Raw genomic sequence first — 19,407 nt, 5'->3', positions numbered from 1 at the left:
AAACTTAAAAATCAACGTTTAAGGTACTTTAAAGTGCGATTTTGAACCCAAAAACGAAGTGGTAAACCACCTTGTTTTTTGTAAATGGTTGACATCGTGCATTGTATGGTTTATCTTTGCAGCAGTATTCACCATTAAATTTATACATGGAAAGAAGGAAAATGATTACCAAACACTTAGTAACGTGCTCCGTTATGGCAGTGATAATGATCATCTCCCGACTGCTAATTTTTTGGACAGTTTTGCCCAAAGCAGTCAGTGAAGTCTACCGGTTTAAACCCGTATCTGTAACAAAAAGCGATGCAGAATGTGCCCCATCAGTTGTTATAAACAACGTAAAAAGTTATGATGAAGGCCACTTTTATGCAGGCATAATTGCCCACAAAACCACAACTTTTGATAGTTTAAATTTTGCAAACGAAACCTTGCCATTGAATGATAAAAAGGTTATCGGTAAAATGAAACGTTCGTTAAGGTTACATAGTTTTAGCAATGTGCAAAGCAACCTGTTACACAAAAAAGCTGCAAAAATGTTCCCGGTTATGGAGCCAATTTTAAAAAATTATGGCATACCGGACGATTTTAAGTACATCCCTTTAGTGGAATCGGGCTTTGGTGAAGGCCGCTCAAGCCGGGGTGCCTACGGGCCCTGGCAATTTATGCCGGGTACCGCGCGCGACTATGGCTTAAAAGTTAACAAAAATGTTGACGAGCGGTTAAACCTCCGCAAAGCAACAATTGCTGCCTGCAAATATTTGCTGGGCTTGCACCGCGAGTTTAAAAGCTGGGCAATGGTTGCTGCGGCTTATAACACAGGTTCGCCAAATTTGGCGCGCCTCATGCGCAAGCAAAGCCAACGTAACTATTTCAGGATTAAAATGAATGCCGAAACAGGCGCGTATGTGTATAACCTGATTGCCATGAAGGAGATTATTCAAGATCCTCAACATTATGGTTATACCTACAAGAAACCTATTTTTGGTGTTAATACCGAAATTAACGGAGAATTGTTAGCTTTTAACTAAGCTAAAACTAATAAGGAGCACGTTACCGGGCCGGTTTGCAACAGCAAACCGGCCTTTTTTGTGAGGGATTTTACGCTGTGGTATTTGAGGTTAAGCGATTTTTTACTAATTCGGCAGTTAATAGTAATTTGCCAGCTATTAACATCGTTACATGAATAATCATAGAAAAAAATACGTAACCTGCAAACTCTATTTGTCTTAACCATTTATATCGGATATCATCTCTTATTTCTAAGTGCCCGCTTTGTATGTTTTCTATTTGCAAGGTATCAATATCGGCTTCTGTCATCGAGTCGGATAAATAATAAAGGTTTTTGCTTTTGCAGCCCCGATAAAATGCACGAGTCACTTTTGATGGTTTTAAAATAAAACCTGTGGATAGAGCAAATAGATTCATAATGGAAATCAATGGTTTCCGGCAACTTCTTGAACCAAGTTCCCAAGCGCTTATTTCGCTTTCACCAACCCTATCAATTCCATAGCCCGACATGATGTGATGCAGATCGTGAAATTTTAGATACTTTTTTCTGGCATTAATATTAGGTACCGGAGCCAATATACATCCGATATAAACTCTCACACAATGCGACTCAAAATCGCTCGTTAAATTCAAACTATTAAATTTATAAAACCCAATTAATGCTTCTCTTACCGTCATGAAAAACGTTTATAATAATGTTGATAATATCAAATCTAATGATTGTTATCTGAATAGGTATTAACAAAGTCATCATCATAATCAATTCATAATACTAAGCTTTATAGCAGTTAGGCCAATTTTTCGTTATCTTTGCGCACTTTTAGATACTTGCAGGTTTTTAAAACTTGTTAAGTATAAGTGAGTTTTATAAATTGTTGCTGCAAATTATATGATCGAAAAACCTGTTGACCTTGGCGAGCAAAGTGAAGTTGAAGTGTACGGAGCCCGGGTACATAATTTAAAAAATATTGATGTTTCGTTTCCGCGTAATCAACTGGTGGTAATTACCGGTTTGAGCGGCAGCGGCAAGTCGTCCCTGGCGTTTGATACCATTTATGCCGAAGGTCAGCGCCGCTATATGGAAACGTTTTCGGCCTACTCGCGCCAGTTTATGGGCGGTATGGAGCGGCCTGATGTTGATAAGGTTTCGGGCCTTAGTCCGGTAATCGCTATCGAGCAAAAAACCACCAGCAAAAACCCACGGTCAACCGTAGGCACCATTACCGAGATTTACGATTTTATGCGTTTGCTGTACGCACGCGCAGGCGAAGCATACTCTTACGTATCGGGCCAGAAAATGGAGCGCATGAGCGAAGAGCAGATACTCAAAACCATTCTCGAAAAATTTAGCGAACAACCTATTAATATACTTGCCCCATCGGTAAAAGGGCGTAAAGGGCATTACCGCGAATTGTTTGAGCAAATACGCAAACAAGGCTATTTAAAAGTTTGGGTTGATGGCGAAATGCTGAACGTTGAACCCAAAATGCAGGTCGATCGTTACAAAATTCACGATATTGATGTGGTTGTAGACCGTCTGGTTGTTACCGACAAAGACTTAAAGCGTTTGCAAACATCAATACAAAGCGCATTAAAAATAGCCAAAGGTATTATACGTGTTGCCGATAAGGATAACAACCTGTACTACTTTAGTAAATATTTGATGGACCCGGTTTCGGGCATATCGTATGATGAGCCGCAGCCTAATACTTTCTCATTTAACTCGCCATATGGCGCTTGCGAGCGTTGCGATGGCTTGGGTTATATATTTGAGATTGACGAGGCTTCGGTTATACCAAATCCTAAGCTCAGCATCATGAATGGCGGTTTGGCGCCATTAGGCGAATACCGCGAAACCTGGGTTTTCCAGGTGTTAAAGGCACTGGCTAAAAAGTATGATTTTGCTTTGGCTACCCCGATAGAAAAATTACCTCGCGAAAAGCTGGAAATTATACTCAATGGTGCGCAGGAGTTAATTACTGTGCCCGTTGAATACAATAAATGGAACGTTACCAATTACCAAATATCATTTGATGGTATTATAAAAATGCTGGAAGAGCAGCAGGAAAAACGCGGCGACGATGCTTTGGGCGATATGGAGGCCTACCGTGTTTTAAAGAGCTGCCCGGTTTGTGATGGTGCCCGTTTAAAAAAGGAATCGCTGCACTTTAAGGTTGACGGCAAAAATATTTTCGAACTCGCCAACATGGACATCAATACCTTACGGGATTGGTTTGAAGGTTTGGAAAACAGGTTGAACGAACGCCAAAATGTTATAGCTAAAGAGATACTGAAAGAAATACGCGCCCGCATTGGCTTTTTGCTTGATGTAGGTTTAAGTTACCTTACGCTTGACAGAACTGCCAAAACATTATCGGGTGGCGAAGCGCAGCGTATCCGTTTGGCAACGCAAATAGGCTCGCAGTTAATGAACGTGATGTACATATTGGATGAACCCAGTATAGGACTGCACCAGCGTGATAACGACAGGCTTATTGGCGCACTAAAAAACCTGCGCGACCTGGGTAATACAGTATTGGTTGTTGAGCACGACAAGGATATGATATTGGAAGCCGACCATGTGATTGATATGGGCCCGGCTGCCGGTGTACACGGCGGGCGCGTTGTAGCCCAAGGTACGCCCGCTCAATTAATGAAAGAGCATACCCTTACCACGTCCTATTTAAATGGCGAACGTTCCATCGCCGTTCCCGAAAAGAGGAGGGAAGGTAATGGTAAAACCCTCACTTTGCGAAAAGCCACGGGGCATAATTTAAAAAAGGTTACAGTTGAGTTTCCGTTAGGGAAACTTATTGGTGTTACCGGAGTATCAGGCAGCGGTAAATCAAGTTTGATTACCGAAACATTGTACCCTATATTAAACCATCATTTCTTCAGGGCAAAGAAACACCCGCTGCCTTATGATAAAATAGAAGGACTGGAGCATATTGATAAAGTGATCGAGATCGATCAATCGCCTATTGGCCGTACACCAAGGTCAAACCCGGCTACTTATACCGGGGTGTTTTCGGATATTCGTAACTTGTACGTTGCCCTTCCCGAATCGCGCATTCGGGGTTATAAACCGGGTCGTTTTTCGTTCAACGTAAAAGGTGGCCGTTGCGAAACCTGCCAGGGCGCCGGTATGAAGGTTATTGAAATGAACTTTTTGCCCGATGTGCAAGTACCTTGCGAAGAATGTAATGGCCGCCGCTACAACCGCGAAACGCTGGAAGTGCGTTATCGAGGCAAATCAATAAGCGATGTGCTGGATATGAGCATTGAGGATGCTTGTCCGTTTTTTGAGCATATCCCCTCTATACACCGCAAAATACAAACCTTGCAGGATGTTGGTTTGGGGTATATCACACTGGGGCAATCGTCAACCACGTTATCCGGCGGCGAGGCCCAGCGGGTTAAACTGGCTACCGAATTATCAAAAAAAGATACAGGCAATACGTTTTATATTTTAGACGAACCAACTACCGGTTTGCATTTTGAAGATATTAACGTGCTGCTGGGCGTAATTAACCTATTGGTTGATAAGGGCAATACCGTTTTGGTTATTGAGCACAACCTCGATGTTATTAAAGTAGCCGACCACGTGATAGATTTAGGACCCGAAGGAGGCTCGGGCGGTGGTAAAATACTGTTTGAAGGTACTCCCGAAGGCTTATGTAAGGTTAAGGATAGTTTTACGGGCATGTTCCTGAAAAAGGAAATGGATTTGACAACGAAGCTTAAAAAAAGTAAGTAGCATATCGCAAAAATCCGTCTTTAAATACAATAAGATTATATGTTATCGCAAAACAAAACGCAACTGCTTTAGCTTATAAATGATATGATACCTTTACTCACCGCCGCCCAAATTAGCCAGGTTGATAATTACACAATAGCACACGAGCCTATTACTTCGATAGCGTTAATGGAGCGTGCTTCCGAAGCCTTTGTGGTAGCTTTTACATGTGATTATCCCGATAAGGCAAAAAATATTACGGTTTATTGCGGCACAGGCAATAACGGTGGCGATGGTTTGGCCATAGCGCGTTTACTTAAAAATAACTTTTATACCAACGTAAGCGTAAAAATTGCCCGGTTCTCGCAAAAATCAACGCCAGAATTCGAACATAATTTTGTGCAGCTGAAAAGTGTTGGTATTGATTTTTTTGTGATTAATGCTGACGATGAAATACCTTTTGATGACTCGGAAATTATTATTGATGCCTTGTTAGGAAGCGGGTTAAACAGGCCCCTTAGCGGAGATTATGCAAAATTGGTTGAATATCTTAATAATTTACATACAACCGTTGTTGCTGTTGATGTACCTACCGGTTTTTATACCGATGGCCAAATACCAGGCAATTTACTGGTGCTAAAGGCCAGGCAGGTTATAACTTTTCAGCAAGCTAAAATTAATTTTTTATTGCCCGAGTCGGCGCCATTTATGGATGATTTTAAGGTGGTGGATATTGGTTTGGATAAACCATTTATAGCATCGCTTAACAGCCCTTACCAATTGATTGAGGAGTCGGACGTGCGGCAGATGCTAAAGCCGCGCAAGCCGTTTAGCCATAAAGGCACTTATGGCCACGCCCTAATTATAGCAGGCCAGCCGCAAACCATGGGTGCAGCCTTACTTTGTTCATCGGCATGTGCGCATACAGGTGCGGGCTTAACAACCGTCTGCATTCCGCAGAGTGGCTTGGTGGCTTTAAATACCTCTATGCCCGAAATAATGGCAATAATTAGAAACGACTTGCCCGATATTAAATGGGAAAAATACAATACTATTGCCATTGGCCCCGGTTTGGGTACCGATGCAAGCAGTATAGAATTATTAAGAGCAGTTTTTAAAGAATATAAACGCCCTGTGGTTATTGATGCCGACGCACTCAATATGATAGCCGATAACAAGGATTTGTTGTTAAATATACCCGCTGGGAGTGTGATAACACCACATATGAAGGAGTTTGACCGCCTGTTTGGCCAACACACAAGCTGGTGGCAACGTATTGAAACCGTTATCAGCAAGGCTAAACAATACAATATTTGTATTCTGCTAAAAAACAGGTATACCATTATTGGTACACCAGAAGGAAAGATTTATTTTAACCCAACTGGAAACCCGGCTATGGCAAGCGGAGGAATGGGCGATGTGCTTACAGGCGTTATCACATCGTTACTGGCCCAGGGTTATGCAGCCCGGGAGGCTTGCATTATTGGTGCCTACATACATGGCAAAGCAGGCGACGAATTGTCAAATCAGCTTTCGGTGGTATTGGCCGGGCAGGTTGCCAAACATATACCTGCAACGCTGGCAAAAATGAGGGCATAAAAAAAGCGGTTGTAGTATGCAACCGCTTCATCTATTAACTGACCTTATAAAGAACGAATTACTCAAGTTTGGATAGAAGATTAAATAAAGTAATCTTCGTTTTAATAATCTGCCGGGTTTTGCGTTTGCTTTAACTAAGCAGATTTGTATATAAGACGTACCGAAGTATACAATAGTTACAGGTTTTATAGAAATTATTGCACATTAATTTAGACTGTTTTGGAAGATACTTTAAGTGAGGCTTTTACGCAATGTTGGGCAAAGCTATTATATGGCAGTATTATGGCCGATAATGCTTTGCATACCGGTACTGTTGGTACCTTAGGCACCAACGGTATTAATTTGCGAACTGTGGTATTACGGGCCATTGACCCCGATAAAAAGCAGGTGATATTTTATACCGATAAACGGTCGGCAAAGATGGCTGATATAGCCGAGCATCCGCAGTTAAGCTGGCTGTTTTATGATGCTGCCGAAAAAATACAGATCAGGCTATCCGGCCAGGCAGTTGTTCACCATAACGATGACATAGCGCTATATCACTGGGAGAATGTATCAAAGGCCGGTCGCAAATCGTATATGGCCATTCCGGCTCCGTCTACAGGTATTGCTAACGCATCAAACGGGCTTGAATATTTGGCCGGTAATGATGTTTATACTGTTACAGGATACCACAATTATGCAGTAATAATAACCTGTGTAAATTTTATTGAATGGCTAAGCTTAAAACCTACAGGGCACCGCAGGGCTCAATTTAAATTTACTGATGATAGTTGGAAGGGCCAGTGGCTGGTACCGTAATGCTATATTTTGGCAGCCAGCACCATTTGATCCATAGTTGGGCTTGGTACACCACCGCGTTTTTCGAGAGTTACTGCAAATACAGTTGCATTGGCTACGGGTTTCATTTGTAGCATGTACTTGGTTACGGTGTCGGGCTTGGCATCGAAAACACCTAAATCTACAGGTTTGTTATTAACTATGGCCCAAAGCTGGTATTGATGATCTTTATCGTTTTGGGCAAGCTCCATATCTTTCATATCTATCATCACTTGCTTTTTTTTGGGGTTCCACGCCAATGTGAGTTTTGATGCCGGAGCTTTTGGCGTGCCTTGCAACCTAATTATTTTTACCGATGAATCGCGAAAAACGTCAATTTCGTTATCAAGATAATTAACACGGTTGGCAAAACTCTGGTTTCGGCTCTGCAACAAGGCAATTTGCCCTTCCGATTGGCTTAACCGGTTACTTGTATTGTACAAAGCAATCAGGCTAATAATAAGTGCCGCTAATGATGCTGCAAAAGCATATTTATAAAAGCTGTTAGGCCGTGCGGTAGGTAAGGCTCTAATGTTGTCTTCGGTTTCTGCGTAATCTTCCTCAATTTCGTCGCGCTCTACAAACGGTTTGGTGTTGAAATTCCTATCGTCGGCAAAATTGGTTAATAGGCTATTTAAAACCCTGTCGCGCAGTTGTGCGGGTGGTTCAATGGCGTTTTCGGCTGCGTATGCCTCTAACGCTGTTTGTATGTCATTTAGTTCGGCACTAATTTCAGGGTGCATCTTAGCCATCTCTTCCACCTGCAACTTCTCGTTTGGGCTCAAGTCGCCTAAAACGTAAAGTTCCAATATGCCGGATTCAATATATGCTTTAATGTCTTCCACTTTTAATTAAAATATGTGCGTAACTGTATAATAGCCATTCGTAAACGTGTTTTAACGGTACCCAGCGGCACGCCTAATTCTTCGGATGCTTCAGTATGGGTATAGCCTTTAAAATAAACCAGATCCAAAATTAACTTTTGCTCGGGCTTTAGTTTTTCAACTAATTCTTTAACACCAAGCAGTTCGGGTTTGTAAACTGTGTTTCTTTGTTCGTCTATAAAAGTTACGTTAATTTCAAGCTCTTGGTTTTTGCTTTGATTTTTAAAATCTTTAGAGCGAACCTTATCTATTGATAAATTGCGCGCTATGTTAACCATCCATGTAAATAAACGTCCTTTTTCGGCGCTATAACTTTGAAAAGAGTTCCAAATTTTAATGAATGTTTCTTGTAAAACATCTTCGGCAACGGCTGTGTCAACTACAATGCGGGATATAACCCCAAGCAGTGAGGACGAATACATGTCGTACAGTGCCTCAATAGCAATCTTATCGCGATTGCCCAGGGCAACAACAAGATCTTCTTCTGTTAGGGATATTTTACGCTTCTTAGTCAAAACGATATGAAAGTAAGAAGGATTTGTTATAAATCAAATAAATGTTTTTCGGCATGGTATGATGAGCGCACCAGCGGGCCGCTTTCTACATATTTAAAACCCATCTCCAAACCTATTTGTTTGTAAAAAGTAAACTTCTCGGGTGTTATCCAATCCACTACAGGGTGATGGCTCTTGGTTGGTTGCAAATACTGGCCAAGTGTTAAAATATGCACACCGGCGGCAAGTAAATCTTCCATAGCCTGTATCACATCTTCTTCATATTCGCCAAGGCCAAGCATTATGCCCGATTTGGTTCGTAAACCTGTGGCCGATATGCGGCTCAGGCACTCCAAACTTCTGTCGTATTTGGCTTGTATACGTACCTCTTTAGTTAAACGGCGCACAGTTTCGAGGTTGTGCGATACTACTTCGGGCCTAACGGCCAAAACGCGGTCAAGGTTATCCCAAACACCTCTAAAATCGGGTATCAAAGTTTCTAAAGTAGTTTGCGGGCTTTCTCGCCGGATGGCATTAATGGTTTCGGCCCAAATTGTAGAGCCGCCGTCCTTTAAATCGTCCCTATCTACCGATGTAATTACGCAGTGTTTAACCTGCATCAATTTAACCGAGTTGGCAACGCGGTTAGGTTCGTCCATATCAACGGCAAGTGGCCTGCCTGTTGCCACCGCGCAAAACGAGCATGAGCGGGTGCATATGTTACCCAATATCATAAATGTAGCAGTGCCTGCTCCCCAGCATTCGCCCATGTTGGGGCAATTGCCGCTTTCGCAAATGGTGTGCAGTTTATGAGTATCAACTAAACCACGCACGTGTGCATACTCTTTACCAACGGGTAACTTAACCCTAAGCCAATCGGGCTTGCGTTGTGTTTGGTTTGCAGAAACAACCGGTAACTCAATCATGAAACAAAAATAAATAAAAATATATTGGTTATTGAGTTATTGGTTATTGAGTTGTTAGTTTTGTGTCAATTATTTAGTGAGTGGTTGATTGAGTTTATGAAGTGATTGAGTTTAGCTTGTATCAATATAAATTCGTAAAATCAAGTGCTCCAACTTGTATAATATAGCTATCAGCATAATAACAACTAACTTAATAAACAAATAACCAATAACTACACTATGGCTACTGTTGAAACCACATATGTTGGCGGCTTTCGTACCGAAAACACACATTTACAATCGGGCACTCAAATTATAACCGATGCACCTACCGATAACCAGGGTAAAGGCGAGGCTTTTTCGCCTACCGATTTGTTAGCAACGGCGTTAGGAACCTGTATGCTAACCACAATGGCTATCAGAACAGCCAAAGACGGCATTGACATGGACGGGGCTAAATGCGCCATTACAAAAATAATGGCTGCCAACCCACGCCGGGTATCAGAAATTGTTGTGAAGTTTGATTTCCCGAAAAGCTACACCGACGAACAAAAAAAACTGCTTGAAGACGCTGCCTTAACCTGCCCCGTTTATTATAGCCTAAACGATAGTTTGGTTAAAACGGTAGATTTTGGATGGTGATTTTTAGTTTTTAGTCTTGAGCCCTGAGTCTTTAGTCTTGAGTTCGGAGTGTCTTAAACAATTCTTTAGACTCCCGGCCTAAGACTAAAGACTAATAACTTCAGACTAACACTGAAACCGCTTCTTCTACAGATATTTCGCCATGAGATTGATCTAAAATGCATTCACCGTTTTGGATGAGTAACATTTGGGGCGATTGATGGTGTACGTGAAAATCTGCCGCTATTTGGTTTGATAGTTCGCGATGTTTAATGAGATCTAAAAAATAAAGAGAAACATCCTTAGGCAGCATATCCCACTCTAATTCAAATCTTTTTTTTGCCATCATGCTGATAGAGCAGCGTGTGGAATGTTTAAATATAATGCTTTTACCAGCTTTTTGTTTGATGTTCTCTAACTGATCTGCCGATTCTATTAATGTCCAGTTCATAGTTCAATAATTCTTTTGTGCAACGGGTTTTATTACCTGCAAAGGTGGAGCAAAAACCATGCTTAAAGAAATGAACCCCAAAAATTGACAAAGCACTGTTATTTTCTGTGCTGCTGCCCATAGGCCGGGCATAGGTATTGCGAGCAAGATGAGGTAATACTCCCTAAGGCAACAAGTAATGCAATAATGCAAATTAATTTTCTCATACCGTACTATAAATTAGTAGCTAAATATAGCTTTAATTGTTCAATATTTCGGCAAGGCTGGCCATCTTTATCGCAGTAACGGCGGCTTCGTCGCCTTTATTGCCATGTATGCCGCCTGCACGGTCTTCGGCCTGTTGTTGGTTATCGGTTGTTAAAACACCAAATATAACCGGTTTGCTGTACTTTATGGCCACATTGCTTACACCGTTAGCAACGGCCTGGCAAATAAAATCAAAATGTTTGGTTTCGCCTTGTATCACACAGCCCAGGCATATTACGGCATCAAGTTTAAGGTTTTTAAGCAGCAAATCGGCACCGGCGGTAAGCTCAAAGCTGCCGGGTACCTGGTAGGTAAAAATATTATCGGGCAGGGTACCGTGGTTGATAAGGCTTTGGTAAGCACCGCCATACAATGCGTTGGTAATACCCGAGTTCCACTCGGATACAACAATACCAAAACGGTATGGAGCCGCAGAAGGTATTGCTGTGTCCGAAAAATCGGAAAGGTTTTTTAAACGCGTTGCCATTGTTTAGTTATTAAATTATTTGTTATTGAGTTGTTGGCTTTGTTGTTGAATTTTTAATTGTTAAGGATATTAGAGAACCCAATAACTTATTAACTCAACAACAAATAGCCAATCTCTAATTTATTGCTTTGCTTGCTCGCGGGCAATATATTCGTCGGCATTTTGCGATTCGGCACTTGTTGGGTAATCGGTTTTAATTTTTTCGAAAGTATCAACAGCCGATTTGTAATCTTTTTTTGCTTCGTAAACCAAAGCTAATTTTTTAAGATATAAAGGCGATAAAAAATCATTTTTAGCTTTATCAACAGCTTTCTTAAAATAGGTTTCGGCTTTATCAAAATCTTTCAATTCAACATAAGCGTCGCCTGTGCTGCCTAAGGCTTCGGCTGCAACAAAGCTATCGTCGCCCCTAAAGCTGTTTAGGTTATCAATGGCCTTGCTGTATTCGCCTTTGTTTAAATAGGCTGTACCTAAGTAAAAATAAGCAAGGTTGGCAGCCTTGGTGCTACTATAATCGTTAATAATTTTTTCAAATCCAGGGTAACCGGCATCACCTTTAATTGCTTTGTCCCATTCTTTTTTGGTCCATAAATCTTGTGCAACGTGCATTTGATCGGCCGCTTCAGATTCGCGGGGGGCCAGGTAAAATTTTTGGTAAGCGATATATAAAAGTATAAGGGCCACAATGGCTCCTACTATAAATAATAAGCTTTTTTGGTTTTCTCTTACAAATTTGCCTGTTTGGCCAAAATCATTATCTGCTTGCACAATACGGGTATTTACCTGGGTGTTTGACATTTCTACTCTAAAATTAAGTTTGCAAAAATACGTTTTTTTAATTTTTTAGCAATAGCTAATCGTGTTTAAATAATAAGCATCTTTTTACTGCCAAAAACAGGCTTATATCTTAACTTTGGAAACATTATCAATATGTATTTAAAGCACCTCTCGTTACTTAACTTTAAAAATTATACCGAAACCGAATTAAATTTTGAACCCGGTGTAAACGCATTTGCCGGTAACAACGGTGCTGGCAAAACTAACCTGCTTGATGCTATACATTACCTTGGCCTGTGCAAAAGTTACTTTAACCCTATTGATAGCCAGCAAATTAAACAAGGTGCCGACTTTTTTATGGTGAACGGCATATTTGAAAAAAACAACAAGGCCGAAGTTATTGCCTGCGGTTTAAAACGCAACCAAAAAAAGCAATTTAAACGTAACAAAAAGGAGTATCAACGCCTGGCCGACCATATTGGCTTGTTTCCGTTGGTGATGATATCGCCGTATGATATCAGCATCATTATTGAAGGGAGCGAAGAGCGGCGCAAGTTTATTGATAACGTAATATCGCAAACCGACCATAATTACCTGGACGAACTGATTGCCTATAACAAAACGCTGCTCAACCGCAATGCTTTGCTCAAGCTAATTGCCGATACCGGGCGGTACGACCCGCAATTGCTGGAAGTATACGATGAGCAACTCACCACATCGGGCAATAAAATTTTTGGTAAACGGAAAGAGTTTATGGAGGTTTTCACTTCTATATTTAATAAACACTACAGTTTTTTGAGCGATGATGCCGAACTTGTTGAGCTGGTTTACGATTCGCAATTGCTGCATGATGATTTTACCGCGTTGCTAAAAAAATCGGTAGAGCGGGATAGGGCACTTGAACGCACCACTTATGGTATACATAAGGATGATTTGCATTTTGCAATACATGGCATGGCCATGAAAAAATTTGGATCGCAGGGGCAGCAAAAATCTTTTTTGATAGCGCTGAAACTTGCTCAGTACACTTTTTTAAATAATAGAAACGGTTTTAAACCCTTGCTGTTACTTGATGATATTTTTGATAAACTCGACGAAAACCGTACACGGAAACTGATGCAAATGGTATCGAACAATAATTTTGGACAGGTTTTTATTACCGATACCAGTGTTGATAGGGTAACCCGTATATTTAGCGAGCTTAACGTGGCAATTAATATTTTTAAAGTTGATAAAGGAGTAGTGTATGCGTAAGGCTAACGATAAAACCATGAAAGAAGCCATTGAGCAAATGCTTAATGTTTATAAAATAAAACGCAAGTTTGACGAAACTTCGATAAAAATGGCATGGCCCGAGTTGATGGGCAAAATGGTTGCGAGCCGCACAAAAGAGATATACATTTACGAAAAAAGGCTTTTTTTGCGTATCGAATCCTCGGTAGTGAAAAATGAGATTATGCAAATGCGATCTCAAATTATTGAAAAGGTTAACGAGAAAGCCGGAAGTGTGTTGATAGAAACTATAGTACTGCTATAAAATTAGTGACCGATGCGGTTGCTGGCGGCACGTTTTTTCTTCGGCAAATCGTTTATCAATGCCGAATAAATAACTAAAAATATACCTGGTATTAAAAATACCAATTGTACTTCGGGGTGAAAGTGGAAGGTGTACAATGAAAACACCACCAACAAAACGATGGAGATGGCGTAAAAAATAATTTTTTGAAACTTTTTCATTGTTTAACCTGCTGTTGAATTAGTGATAGCGAATTTATAGCGCCATATTATAATTGATTTTTTAGCTATAACACGTTATAGATGCTATCAACACAAATATAAGTGTGTTTAGCTAAAAAATCAAAGTATTTACTTAAAAGTAATTAAAATTTCTCAAAAGCCGAGAAAAAGAAACTACCCTCTAATTGTGCATTCTCGTCAGAGTCTGATCCGTGTACGGCGTTTGCTTCAATAGAGGTTGCAAAAAGCTGGCGGATAGTACCTGCATCTGCTTTTGATGGGTCGGTAGCACCTATAAGTGTTCTAAAATCGGCAACAGCGTTATCTTTTTCTAAAATAGCGGCTACTATCGGTCCCGAAGACATAAACGCTACCAGGTGTTTATAAAAAGGACGTTCGGCATGAACCTCGTAAAATTGTCCGGCTTTTTCGGCACTTAAGGCAGTATATTTTAAAGCAATAATTTTAAATCCGCTTTTAGTAATTTTATCTAAAATAGCACCGATGTGGCCTGCAGCAACAGCATCGGGTTTAATCATGGTGAAAGTTTTGTTTGTTGTCATTTTTATAAATTATAAACGTCGCAAAGGTACATTTTAGTCACGAATAATAAAGTTAATACAATAAAATACATGGTTTTGTATTTCATTTATTTATTTAGCTTTGCATCTCTTTTTTGATGTATTAATGTTAGAAACACCTGCGCTGAAGGATTTATTAGCTAAACCTAAACAAATAGTAATTACCACACACCACAAACCCGATGGCGATGCTATGGGTTCGTCGTTAGGTTTATATAACTATTTGATTCAAAAAGGGCACCATGTTAAGGTAATAACCCCTACTGATTATCCTCAGTTTTTTGACTGGATGCCCGGCAACGGCGAGGTTATTATATACACCGAGCAAACCGCCATTGCAAACGAACTGATAAATAAGGCCGAAATTATTTGCTGCCTTGATTTTAACGCACTTGGCCGTATTAACGAAATGGGCGAAGTGGTTAGGCAAGCCAGTGCTTATAAAATAATGATAGACCACCACCTGGAACCCGAAGATTTTGACGACTGGAGATGGTGGAATATTAACGCTTGTGCATCGGCCCAATTGGTTTACGAGTTTATTGCCGATGTAATGCAGGAGCCCGAGCTTATTAATAAGGACGTAGCATCGTGCTTATATACGGGCATCATGACGGATTCGGGCTCGTTCAGGTTTCCGCTAACAACCTCGGCGGTACACCGCATTACAGCAAATTTAATTGATGCCGGGGCAAATAATGCGCGGATCCATCAGTTGGTGTATGATAATTCGTCCGAATCGAGATTGCGCTTTCTGGGCTTTTGCCTCAGCAGCAAGCTTGAAGTACTGCCCGAATACCACACAGCCCTCATCAGTGTTACCCGTGAAGAACTTGAACGTTATCAAATTATTACCGGCGATACAGAAGGTGTTGTAAATTTTGCATTATCAATAACAGGCATTAAATTAGCGGCGTTTATAGTTGAACGCAGCGACAAGATTAAGTTATCGCTCAGATCGAGAGATGATTTTCCGGCCAACGAAGTTTGTAAAAAGTATTTTAGCGGCGGCGGGCATCGCAACGCGGCGGGTGGAAGCTCAACCGATTCGCTGGAAGACGTAGTTAAACAATTTAAATCAATTTTACCCGAATACAAAAAATTATTAACACAATAGAAATGAAGAAAAACTGGAAGTTTTTAGCAGTTATTGCATTAGGTTTAGCAGGCTGTAAAGGTGGATTTAAAGATAGTGGCGGTGGTACACTATATAGCGTTGTTGACCACAATTCAAGTGGTTCGGCTATCAAAGAAGGCGATTTTATCAGCATCGAATGGGTAATTAAAACAGACGGTGATTCGGTTTTAACCAGCACTTACGAAACCGGACACCCGGTAGCTGCAATGGTACCAAAAACGCAATTTAAAGGCGATTTGCAAAGTGTTTTATTGTTGTTGAACGAAGGCGATAGCGTTATTGTTAAAAACAATATTGATACGATGTTGAAAAAAAGCCCTGGTCAGCAAAAACCTCCGTTTAAAAGTAAATACATTAACTACTACTTACGTATTACCAAGGTTATACCTAAAGGTACACTTAGTGATGCTGCTTTTCAGGCAAAAATTAAAGATTACTTTAAAGGCGTAACCGATAAGGTTAAAGCTGCCGAGCCAGGAAAAATTAAGAGCTACATTGAAGATAAAAAGCTAACCGTAACCAAAACAGCATCGGGCATTAACTACGTTATTACCAAACCAGGTAGCGGCTCTAACATTGCTCCGGGCGATACCGCGGTTTTATCATACATTGGCCATTTTACCAACGGTAAGGTATTTGATACCAACATTAAAGAAGAGGCAATGAAGAAAGAAAACAAAGGCGTTTACCAGCCAATGATGCCCGAAAGATACAAACCGGCACATATTGTGGTTGGTGTACACCAGGTTATTGCAGGTTGGGACGAAGGTTTGTTATTGTTAAACAAAGGATCTAAAGCTACCCTTATTATACCTTCGGCTTTAGGTTACGGCGAACAAGGTGGCGGCCCTATCCCTCCTTTTGCTCCATTGGTTTTTGAAGTTGAGGTACTTGATATTATCCACCCAAACCCCAATGCACCAAAACCGGTAATTCCGCAAATGCAAATGCCAACTACTAGTCAGCCAATAACAAAGTAACAATAAACTATTATTATATTATGCCTCTCCCGGTTAGCGGGGGAGGCTTTTTATTTATAAAACATGAACATTAAACATTTTTTGCTTTCGCTTACGGCAATTGCATTTTTAAACCAGGCAAAGGCTCAGGAGCTTACTTTAAAAACTACTCCTAAAGGGCTGGCTTACCATATTTTTACTGCAAACGCCGGTACCAAAATAAAAGTGAGCGATGTAATTACATTTAATGTAATACAAAAAACAGATAAAGATTCGGTGCTTTTTAGTACATATAAAAACGGCACAGCGGTTAAGTTGCAGGTACAGCCATCGCAAAATATTGGCGACCTGATGGACATTTTCCCACTATTGGCCGATAAAGACAGTGCATTGGTTAAGGTACCTACCGATTCGATTTTTGTTGGGCACGAAGAGCAACGTCCGCCATTTTTAGGCAAGGGCAGCAGCCTTGTTTTTATATTGAAAATTGAGAAAATACAAAGCGTGGATGAAGCCATGGCCGAGCGCAACGCCGCTATGGAAAAGGCCAAAGCCGAGGGCCTGAAGCTTAAAGCTGCCGAAATGGTTAACCTGCAAAAATATATAGCCGATAAAAAAATAGCTGCAAAGGCTACCCCATCGGGCTTAAACTATGTGGTAAATGTGCCTACATTAAAACGCAAGCCCTTAAATGGCGATACGGTGTATGTAAACTACGTAGGGCACACGCTTGAAGGTAAAGTTTTTGACACCAGTATTGAAAGCATTGCCAAAGCCGCAGGCATAAACCAACCTGGCCGCCCTTACGAGCCCTTAGATTTTGTGTTGGGCAAAGCACGCGTAATTAAAGGCTGGGAAGAAGGCTTTTTATTATTGCACGAAGGCGAAAAAGCAACGTTCATAATTCCTTCGGCATTGGCTTATGGCGAGCAGGGTGCGGGTGCCGATATTAAACCCTACAGCACTTTAGTTTTTGAAGTGGAACTGGTTAAAGTAAAACCAGGTAAGCACCCGGTAGCCAAACCTGCCGTGAAAAAGAAAACGACGCTTAAAAAACCGCTAAAAAAGAAACCCGTTGTTAACAAATAACAATAACCCCATGCCTTCTGTTACAACAGAAGGCATTTTTTGTTAGTTTTGCCGCATGGTATTAACAGATACGCATACCCACCTGTACTACGAAAACGATATTGAAAAACGCCAAGCGTTGATGCAACGCTGCCTGGAAAAAAATATAAGCCGCTTGTTTTTACCAAATGTCGATCTGTCGTCGGTAACGCAGGTTTTTGATTTGGCTGATGCTTATCCTCAAAATTGTTTTGCTATGCTTGGCCTGCACCCATGCGATGTTAAGGAAGGGTGGGAAACTCAATTGGATGCTATTATAGCTGCCGGCAACGGTAAAAAGATATACGCCATAGGCGAAATTGGTATTGATTTATATTGGGACAAAACCACATTAGCCCAGCAGCAGGCGGCCTTTAAAAAGCAAATAAATTGGGCCAAACAACTGGATTTACCTATAGTTATCCATTGCCGCAATGCATTTGACGAAGTATTTGCCGTTTTGCAAGAGGAGAATGACGAAAAACTGCGGGGTATTTTTCATTGTTTTAGCGGAACGCTGCAACAGGCTCAACAAGTAATAGCTTTAGGGTTTTATTTAGGCATAGGCGGCGTAGTTACCTACAAAAATGCAGGCCTGGATAAAATTGTAGAACAAATTGATTTGAAAGATATGGTTTTAGAAACAGATTCTCCTTATCTTACGCCCGTTCCAAATCGGGGCCGGCCTAACGAATCATCATACCTGGTATATATCGCTCAAAAAATTGCTGATCTGCACCAAGTATCGGTGGAAACCGTTGCAGCCATAACCACCGAAAATTCGGTTAAAATATTTGGTGTTTAATAACGATTGTATTTACTCGAAAACATAATATATCCATGACTAAGATATTGATCATTTATACCGGCGGTACTATTGGTATGATGACTGATCCGAAAACCAAAGCACTCAAACCCATCAATTTTGAGCAGATCATGGATAACGTGCCCGAACTGGAGCGTTTAAATTGCCAGATAGAAGTACGCTCGTTCGATCAGATCATTGACTCGTCAAACATGAACCCCGAAATATGGGCCGAGCTTGCAACCATTATCGAAAAATATTACGATAGGGTTGATGGTTTTGTAATTCTGCACGGGTCGGATACAATGGCCTTTACCGCTTCGGCATTAAGCTTTATGCTGGAGAACCTGGCCAAGCCGGTAATATTTACCGGTTCGCAATTGCCGATAAGTGCCATTCGCACCGATGCCAAAGAAAACCTGATGACGGCCATTGAGATAACCTCGTCAATTAAAGAGGGACGCGCCCTGGTGCCCGAAGTTGGTATTTATTTTGATTATAAACTGTTTCGCGGTAACCGCGCGTTTAAATATAATTCATCAAAATTTGAGGCATTCCGTTCGCCCAATTACCCGGTGCTTGTGGAATCAGGCGTGCATCTCCGCTTTAGCGAAAACTATATCCGCAAACCTATCGATGCACCTTTTAAGGTTCACAAAAACCTGGCTAACGATATTGCGGTGCTTAAACTATACCCCGGCATAAGCTCTAAAGTGGTAGATACCATTTTAAACTCGGATGTGCGCGGCATTGTGATGGAAACTTTTGGTGCCGGTAATACTACCACCGATGCCTGGTTTATTGATGCGCTAAAAAACGCCATAGATAACGGTAAGGTAATACTTGATATATCGCAATGTAAAGTTGGTACGGTTGAACTTGGCCGCTACGAAACCAGCAAGCAACTTAAAGATATGGGTGTTGCCAACGGTTATGACATGACCTACGAAGCTGCCATCACTAAAATGATGTACCTGCTTGGCCAGGAACAAGACCCGCAAAAGGTAACCCGCTTACTTGAACAGGATTTAAGGGGCGAACTTACCTGGTATTAAA

Annotated in this window: 21 protein-coding genes; 12 read left to right on the top strand and 9 right to left on the bottom strand. The window is 41.0% G+C overall.

All coding sequences use genetic code 11. The annotated features are described in order from the left end of the window. The first annotated feature begins 194 nt into the window (after positions 1–194). Positions 195–1,025 (top strand): lytic transglycosylase domain-containing protein, encoded by an 831-nt coding sequence (locus BDD43_RS28265; protein WP_121202152.1) that lies wholly within the window; start codon positions 195–197, stop codon positions 1,023–1,025. Between the two features lie 70 nt (positions 1,026–1,095). Here BDD43_RS28265 and BDD43_RS28260 read toward each other — a convergent pair whose 3' ends face one another. Then, positions 1,096–1,683 (bottom strand): hypothetical protein, encoded by a 588-nt coding sequence (locus BDD43_RS28260; RefSeq protein WP_121201569.1) that lies wholly within the window; start codon positions 1,681–1,683, stop codon positions 1,096–1,098. 211 nt (positions 1,684–1,894) lie between these two features. On the opposite strand from BDD43_RS28260, the gene uvrA reads away from it, so the two are divergent. The 3 genes from uvrA (at position 1,895) to BDD43_RS28245 (ending at position 7,141) form a co-directional block, all read left to right on the top strand. Then, positions 1,895–4,762, top strand: coding sequence for an excinuclease ABC subunit UvrA (gene uvrA, locus BDD43_RS28255; protein ID WP_121201568.1), 2,868 nt, complete (start codon positions 1,895–1,897; stop codon positions 4,760–4,762). Between the two features lie 84 nt (positions 4,763–4,846). Beyond that, on the top strand, positions 4,847–6,340 hold the full coding sequence (locus BDD43_RS28250; protein WP_121201567.1) for an NAD(P)H-hydrate dehydratase: 1,494 nt from the start codon (positions 4,847–4,849) through the stop codon (positions 6,338–6,340). Positions 6,341–6,559: 219 nt separating this feature from the next. Beyond that, positions 6,560–7,141: a pyridoxamine 5'-phosphate oxidase family protein gene (locus tag BDD43_RS28245; RefSeq protein ID WP_121201566.1), complete on the top strand. Its 582-nt coding sequence runs from the start codon at positions 6,560–6,562 to the stop codon at positions 7,139–7,141. A gap of 2 nt (positions 7,142–7,143) precedes the next feature. Here BDD43_RS28245 and BDD43_RS28240 read toward each other — a convergent pair whose 3' ends face one another. From BDD43_RS28240 to lipA, 3 genes are read right to left on the bottom strand one after another with little or no spacing between them, the layout of a single operon-like run. Next, positions 7,144–8,004: an anti-sigma factor gene (locus tag BDD43_RS28240; protein ID WP_121201565.1), complete on the bottom strand. Its 861-nt coding sequence runs from the start codon at positions 8,002–8,004 to the stop codon at positions 7,144–7,146. 2 nt (positions 8,005–8,006) lie between these two features. After that, positions 8,007–8,558, bottom strand: coding sequence for an RNA polymerase sigma factor (locus tag BDD43_RS28235; protein ID WP_121201564.1), 552 nt, complete (start codon positions 8,556–8,558; stop codon positions 8,007–8,009). 26 nt (positions 8,559–8,584) lie between these two features. Further along, on the bottom strand, positions 8,585–9,463 hold the full coding sequence (lipA, locus tag BDD43_RS28230) for a lipoyl synthase (RefSeq protein WP_121201563.1): 879 nt from the start codon (positions 9,461–9,463) through the stop codon (positions 8,585–8,587). A 219-nt stretch (positions 9,464–9,682) separates the two neighbouring features. Here lipA and BDD43_RS28225 point away from each other — a divergent pair, with 219 nt between their 5' ends. After that, positions 9,683–10,084 carry an OsmC family protein gene (locus tag BDD43_RS28225; RefSeq protein ID WP_121201562.1) on the top strand — a complete coding sequence of 134 codons (402 nt, stop codon included), beginning with the start codon at positions 9,683–9,685 and terminating at the stop codon, positions 10,082–10,084. 100 nt (positions 10,085–10,184) lie between these two features. On the opposite strand, the gene ytxJ is transcribed toward BDD43_RS28225, so the two are convergent. The 3 genes from ytxJ to BDD43_RS28210 all read right to left on the bottom strand — a co-directional run bounded on the left by ytxJ (position 10,185) and on the right by BDD43_RS28210 (position 12,045). Further along, the gene (gene ytxJ, locus BDD43_RS28220; protein ID WP_121201561.1) at positions 10,185–10,514 is read right to left on the bottom strand and encodes a bacillithiol system redox-active protein YtxJ; all 330 of its coding nucleotides are present in this window, start codon (positions 10,512–10,514) and stop codon (positions 10,185–10,187) included. 238 nt (positions 10,515–10,752) lie between these two features. Continuing rightward, complete coding sequence (gene ribH, locus BDD43_RS28215) at positions 10,753–11,247, bottom strand: 6,7-dimethyl-8-ribityllumazine synthase (RefSeq protein WP_121201560.1); 495 nt, start codon at positions 11,245–11,247, stop codon at positions 10,753–10,755. A gap of 120 nt (positions 11,248–11,367) precedes the next feature. Next, positions 11,368–12,045: a tetratricopeptide repeat protein gene (locus BDD43_RS28210; protein ID WP_121201559.1), complete on the bottom strand. Its 678-nt coding sequence runs from the start codon at positions 12,043–12,045 to the stop codon at positions 11,368–11,370. Positions 12,046–12,177: 132 nt separating this feature from the next. Between BDD43_RS28210 and recF the strand changes: the two genes are divergently transcribed. Both recF and BDD43_RS28200 read left to right on the top strand, forming a co-directional pair. Then, entirely contained in the window at positions 12,178–13,278 is a 1,101-nt protein-coding gene (gene recF, locus BDD43_RS28205; protein WP_121201558.1) for a DNA replication/repair protein RecF, read from the top strand. Beyond that, positions 13,271–13,561 (top strand): DUF721 domain-containing protein, encoded by a 291-nt coding sequence (locus BDD43_RS28200; RefSeq protein ID WP_121201557.1) that lies wholly within the window; start codon positions 13,271–13,273, stop codon positions 13,559–13,561. Before recF ends, BDD43_RS28200 begins: the two co-directional genes overlap by 8 nt. A 2-nt stretch (positions 13,562–13,563) precedes the next feature. On the opposite strand, the gene BDD43_RS28195 is transcribed toward BDD43_RS28200, so the two are convergent. After that, on the bottom strand, positions 13,564–13,761 hold the full coding sequence (locus tag BDD43_RS28195; RefSeq protein WP_121201556.1) for a hypothetical protein: 198 nt from the start codon (positions 13,759–13,761) through the stop codon (positions 13,564–13,566). 143 nt (positions 13,762–13,904) lie between these two features. Next, the gene (locus tag BDD43_RS28190; RefSeq protein ID WP_121201555.1) at positions 13,905–14,324 is read right to left on the bottom strand and encodes a nucleoside-diphosphate kinase; all 420 of its coding nucleotides are present in this window, start codon (positions 14,322–14,324) and stop codon (positions 13,905–13,907) included. A 124-nt stretch (positions 14,325–14,448) separates the two neighbouring features. Between BDD43_RS28190 and BDD43_RS28185 the strand changes: the two genes are divergently transcribed. The 5 genes from BDD43_RS28185 (at position 14,449) to BDD43_RS28165 (ending at position 19,406) form a co-directional block, all read left to right on the top strand. After that, entirely contained in the window at positions 14,449–15,459 is a 1,011-nt protein-coding gene (locus tag BDD43_RS28185) for a DHH family phosphoesterase (RefSeq protein ID WP_121201554.1), read from the top strand. Between the two features lie 2 nt (positions 15,460–15,461). Then, positions 15,462–16,460: an FKBP-type peptidyl-prolyl cis-trans isomerase gene (locus BDD43_RS28180; RefSeq protein WP_121201553.1), complete on the top strand. Its 999-nt coding sequence runs from the start codon at positions 15,462–15,464 to the stop codon at positions 16,458–16,460. A gap of 63 nt (positions 16,461–16,523) precedes the next feature. Continuing rightward, the gene (locus BDD43_RS28175; protein WP_121201552.1) at positions 16,524–17,528 is read left to right on the top strand and encodes an FKBP-type peptidyl-prolyl cis-trans isomerase; all 1,005 of its coding nucleotides are present in this window, start codon (positions 16,524–16,526) and stop codon (positions 17,526–17,528) included. A 55-nt stretch (positions 17,529–17,583) separates the two neighbouring features. Continuing rightward, a complete protein-coding gene (locus tag BDD43_RS28170; protein WP_121201551.1) occupies positions 17,584–18,351 on the top strand; it encodes a TatD family hydrolase in 768 nt (255 codons plus the stop codon). A gap of 35 nt (positions 18,352–18,386) precedes the next feature. After that, complete coding sequence (locus tag BDD43_RS28165) at positions 18,387–19,406, top strand: asparaginase (protein WP_121201550.1); 1,020 nt, start codon at positions 18,387–18,389, stop codon at positions 19,404–19,406. Position 19,407 lies beyond the last annotated feature (1 nt).

Origin of the sequence: Mucilaginibacter gracilis (assembly GCF_003633615.1) — a bacterium.
Taxonomy (GTDB): domain Bacteria; phylum Bacteroidota; class Bacteroidia; order Sphingobacteriales; family Sphingobacteriaceae; genus Mucilaginibacter; species Mucilaginibacter gracilis.
Note: the sequence above shows the minus strand (reverse complement) of the source record. Positions and strands in the feature narration are given on the sequence as shown.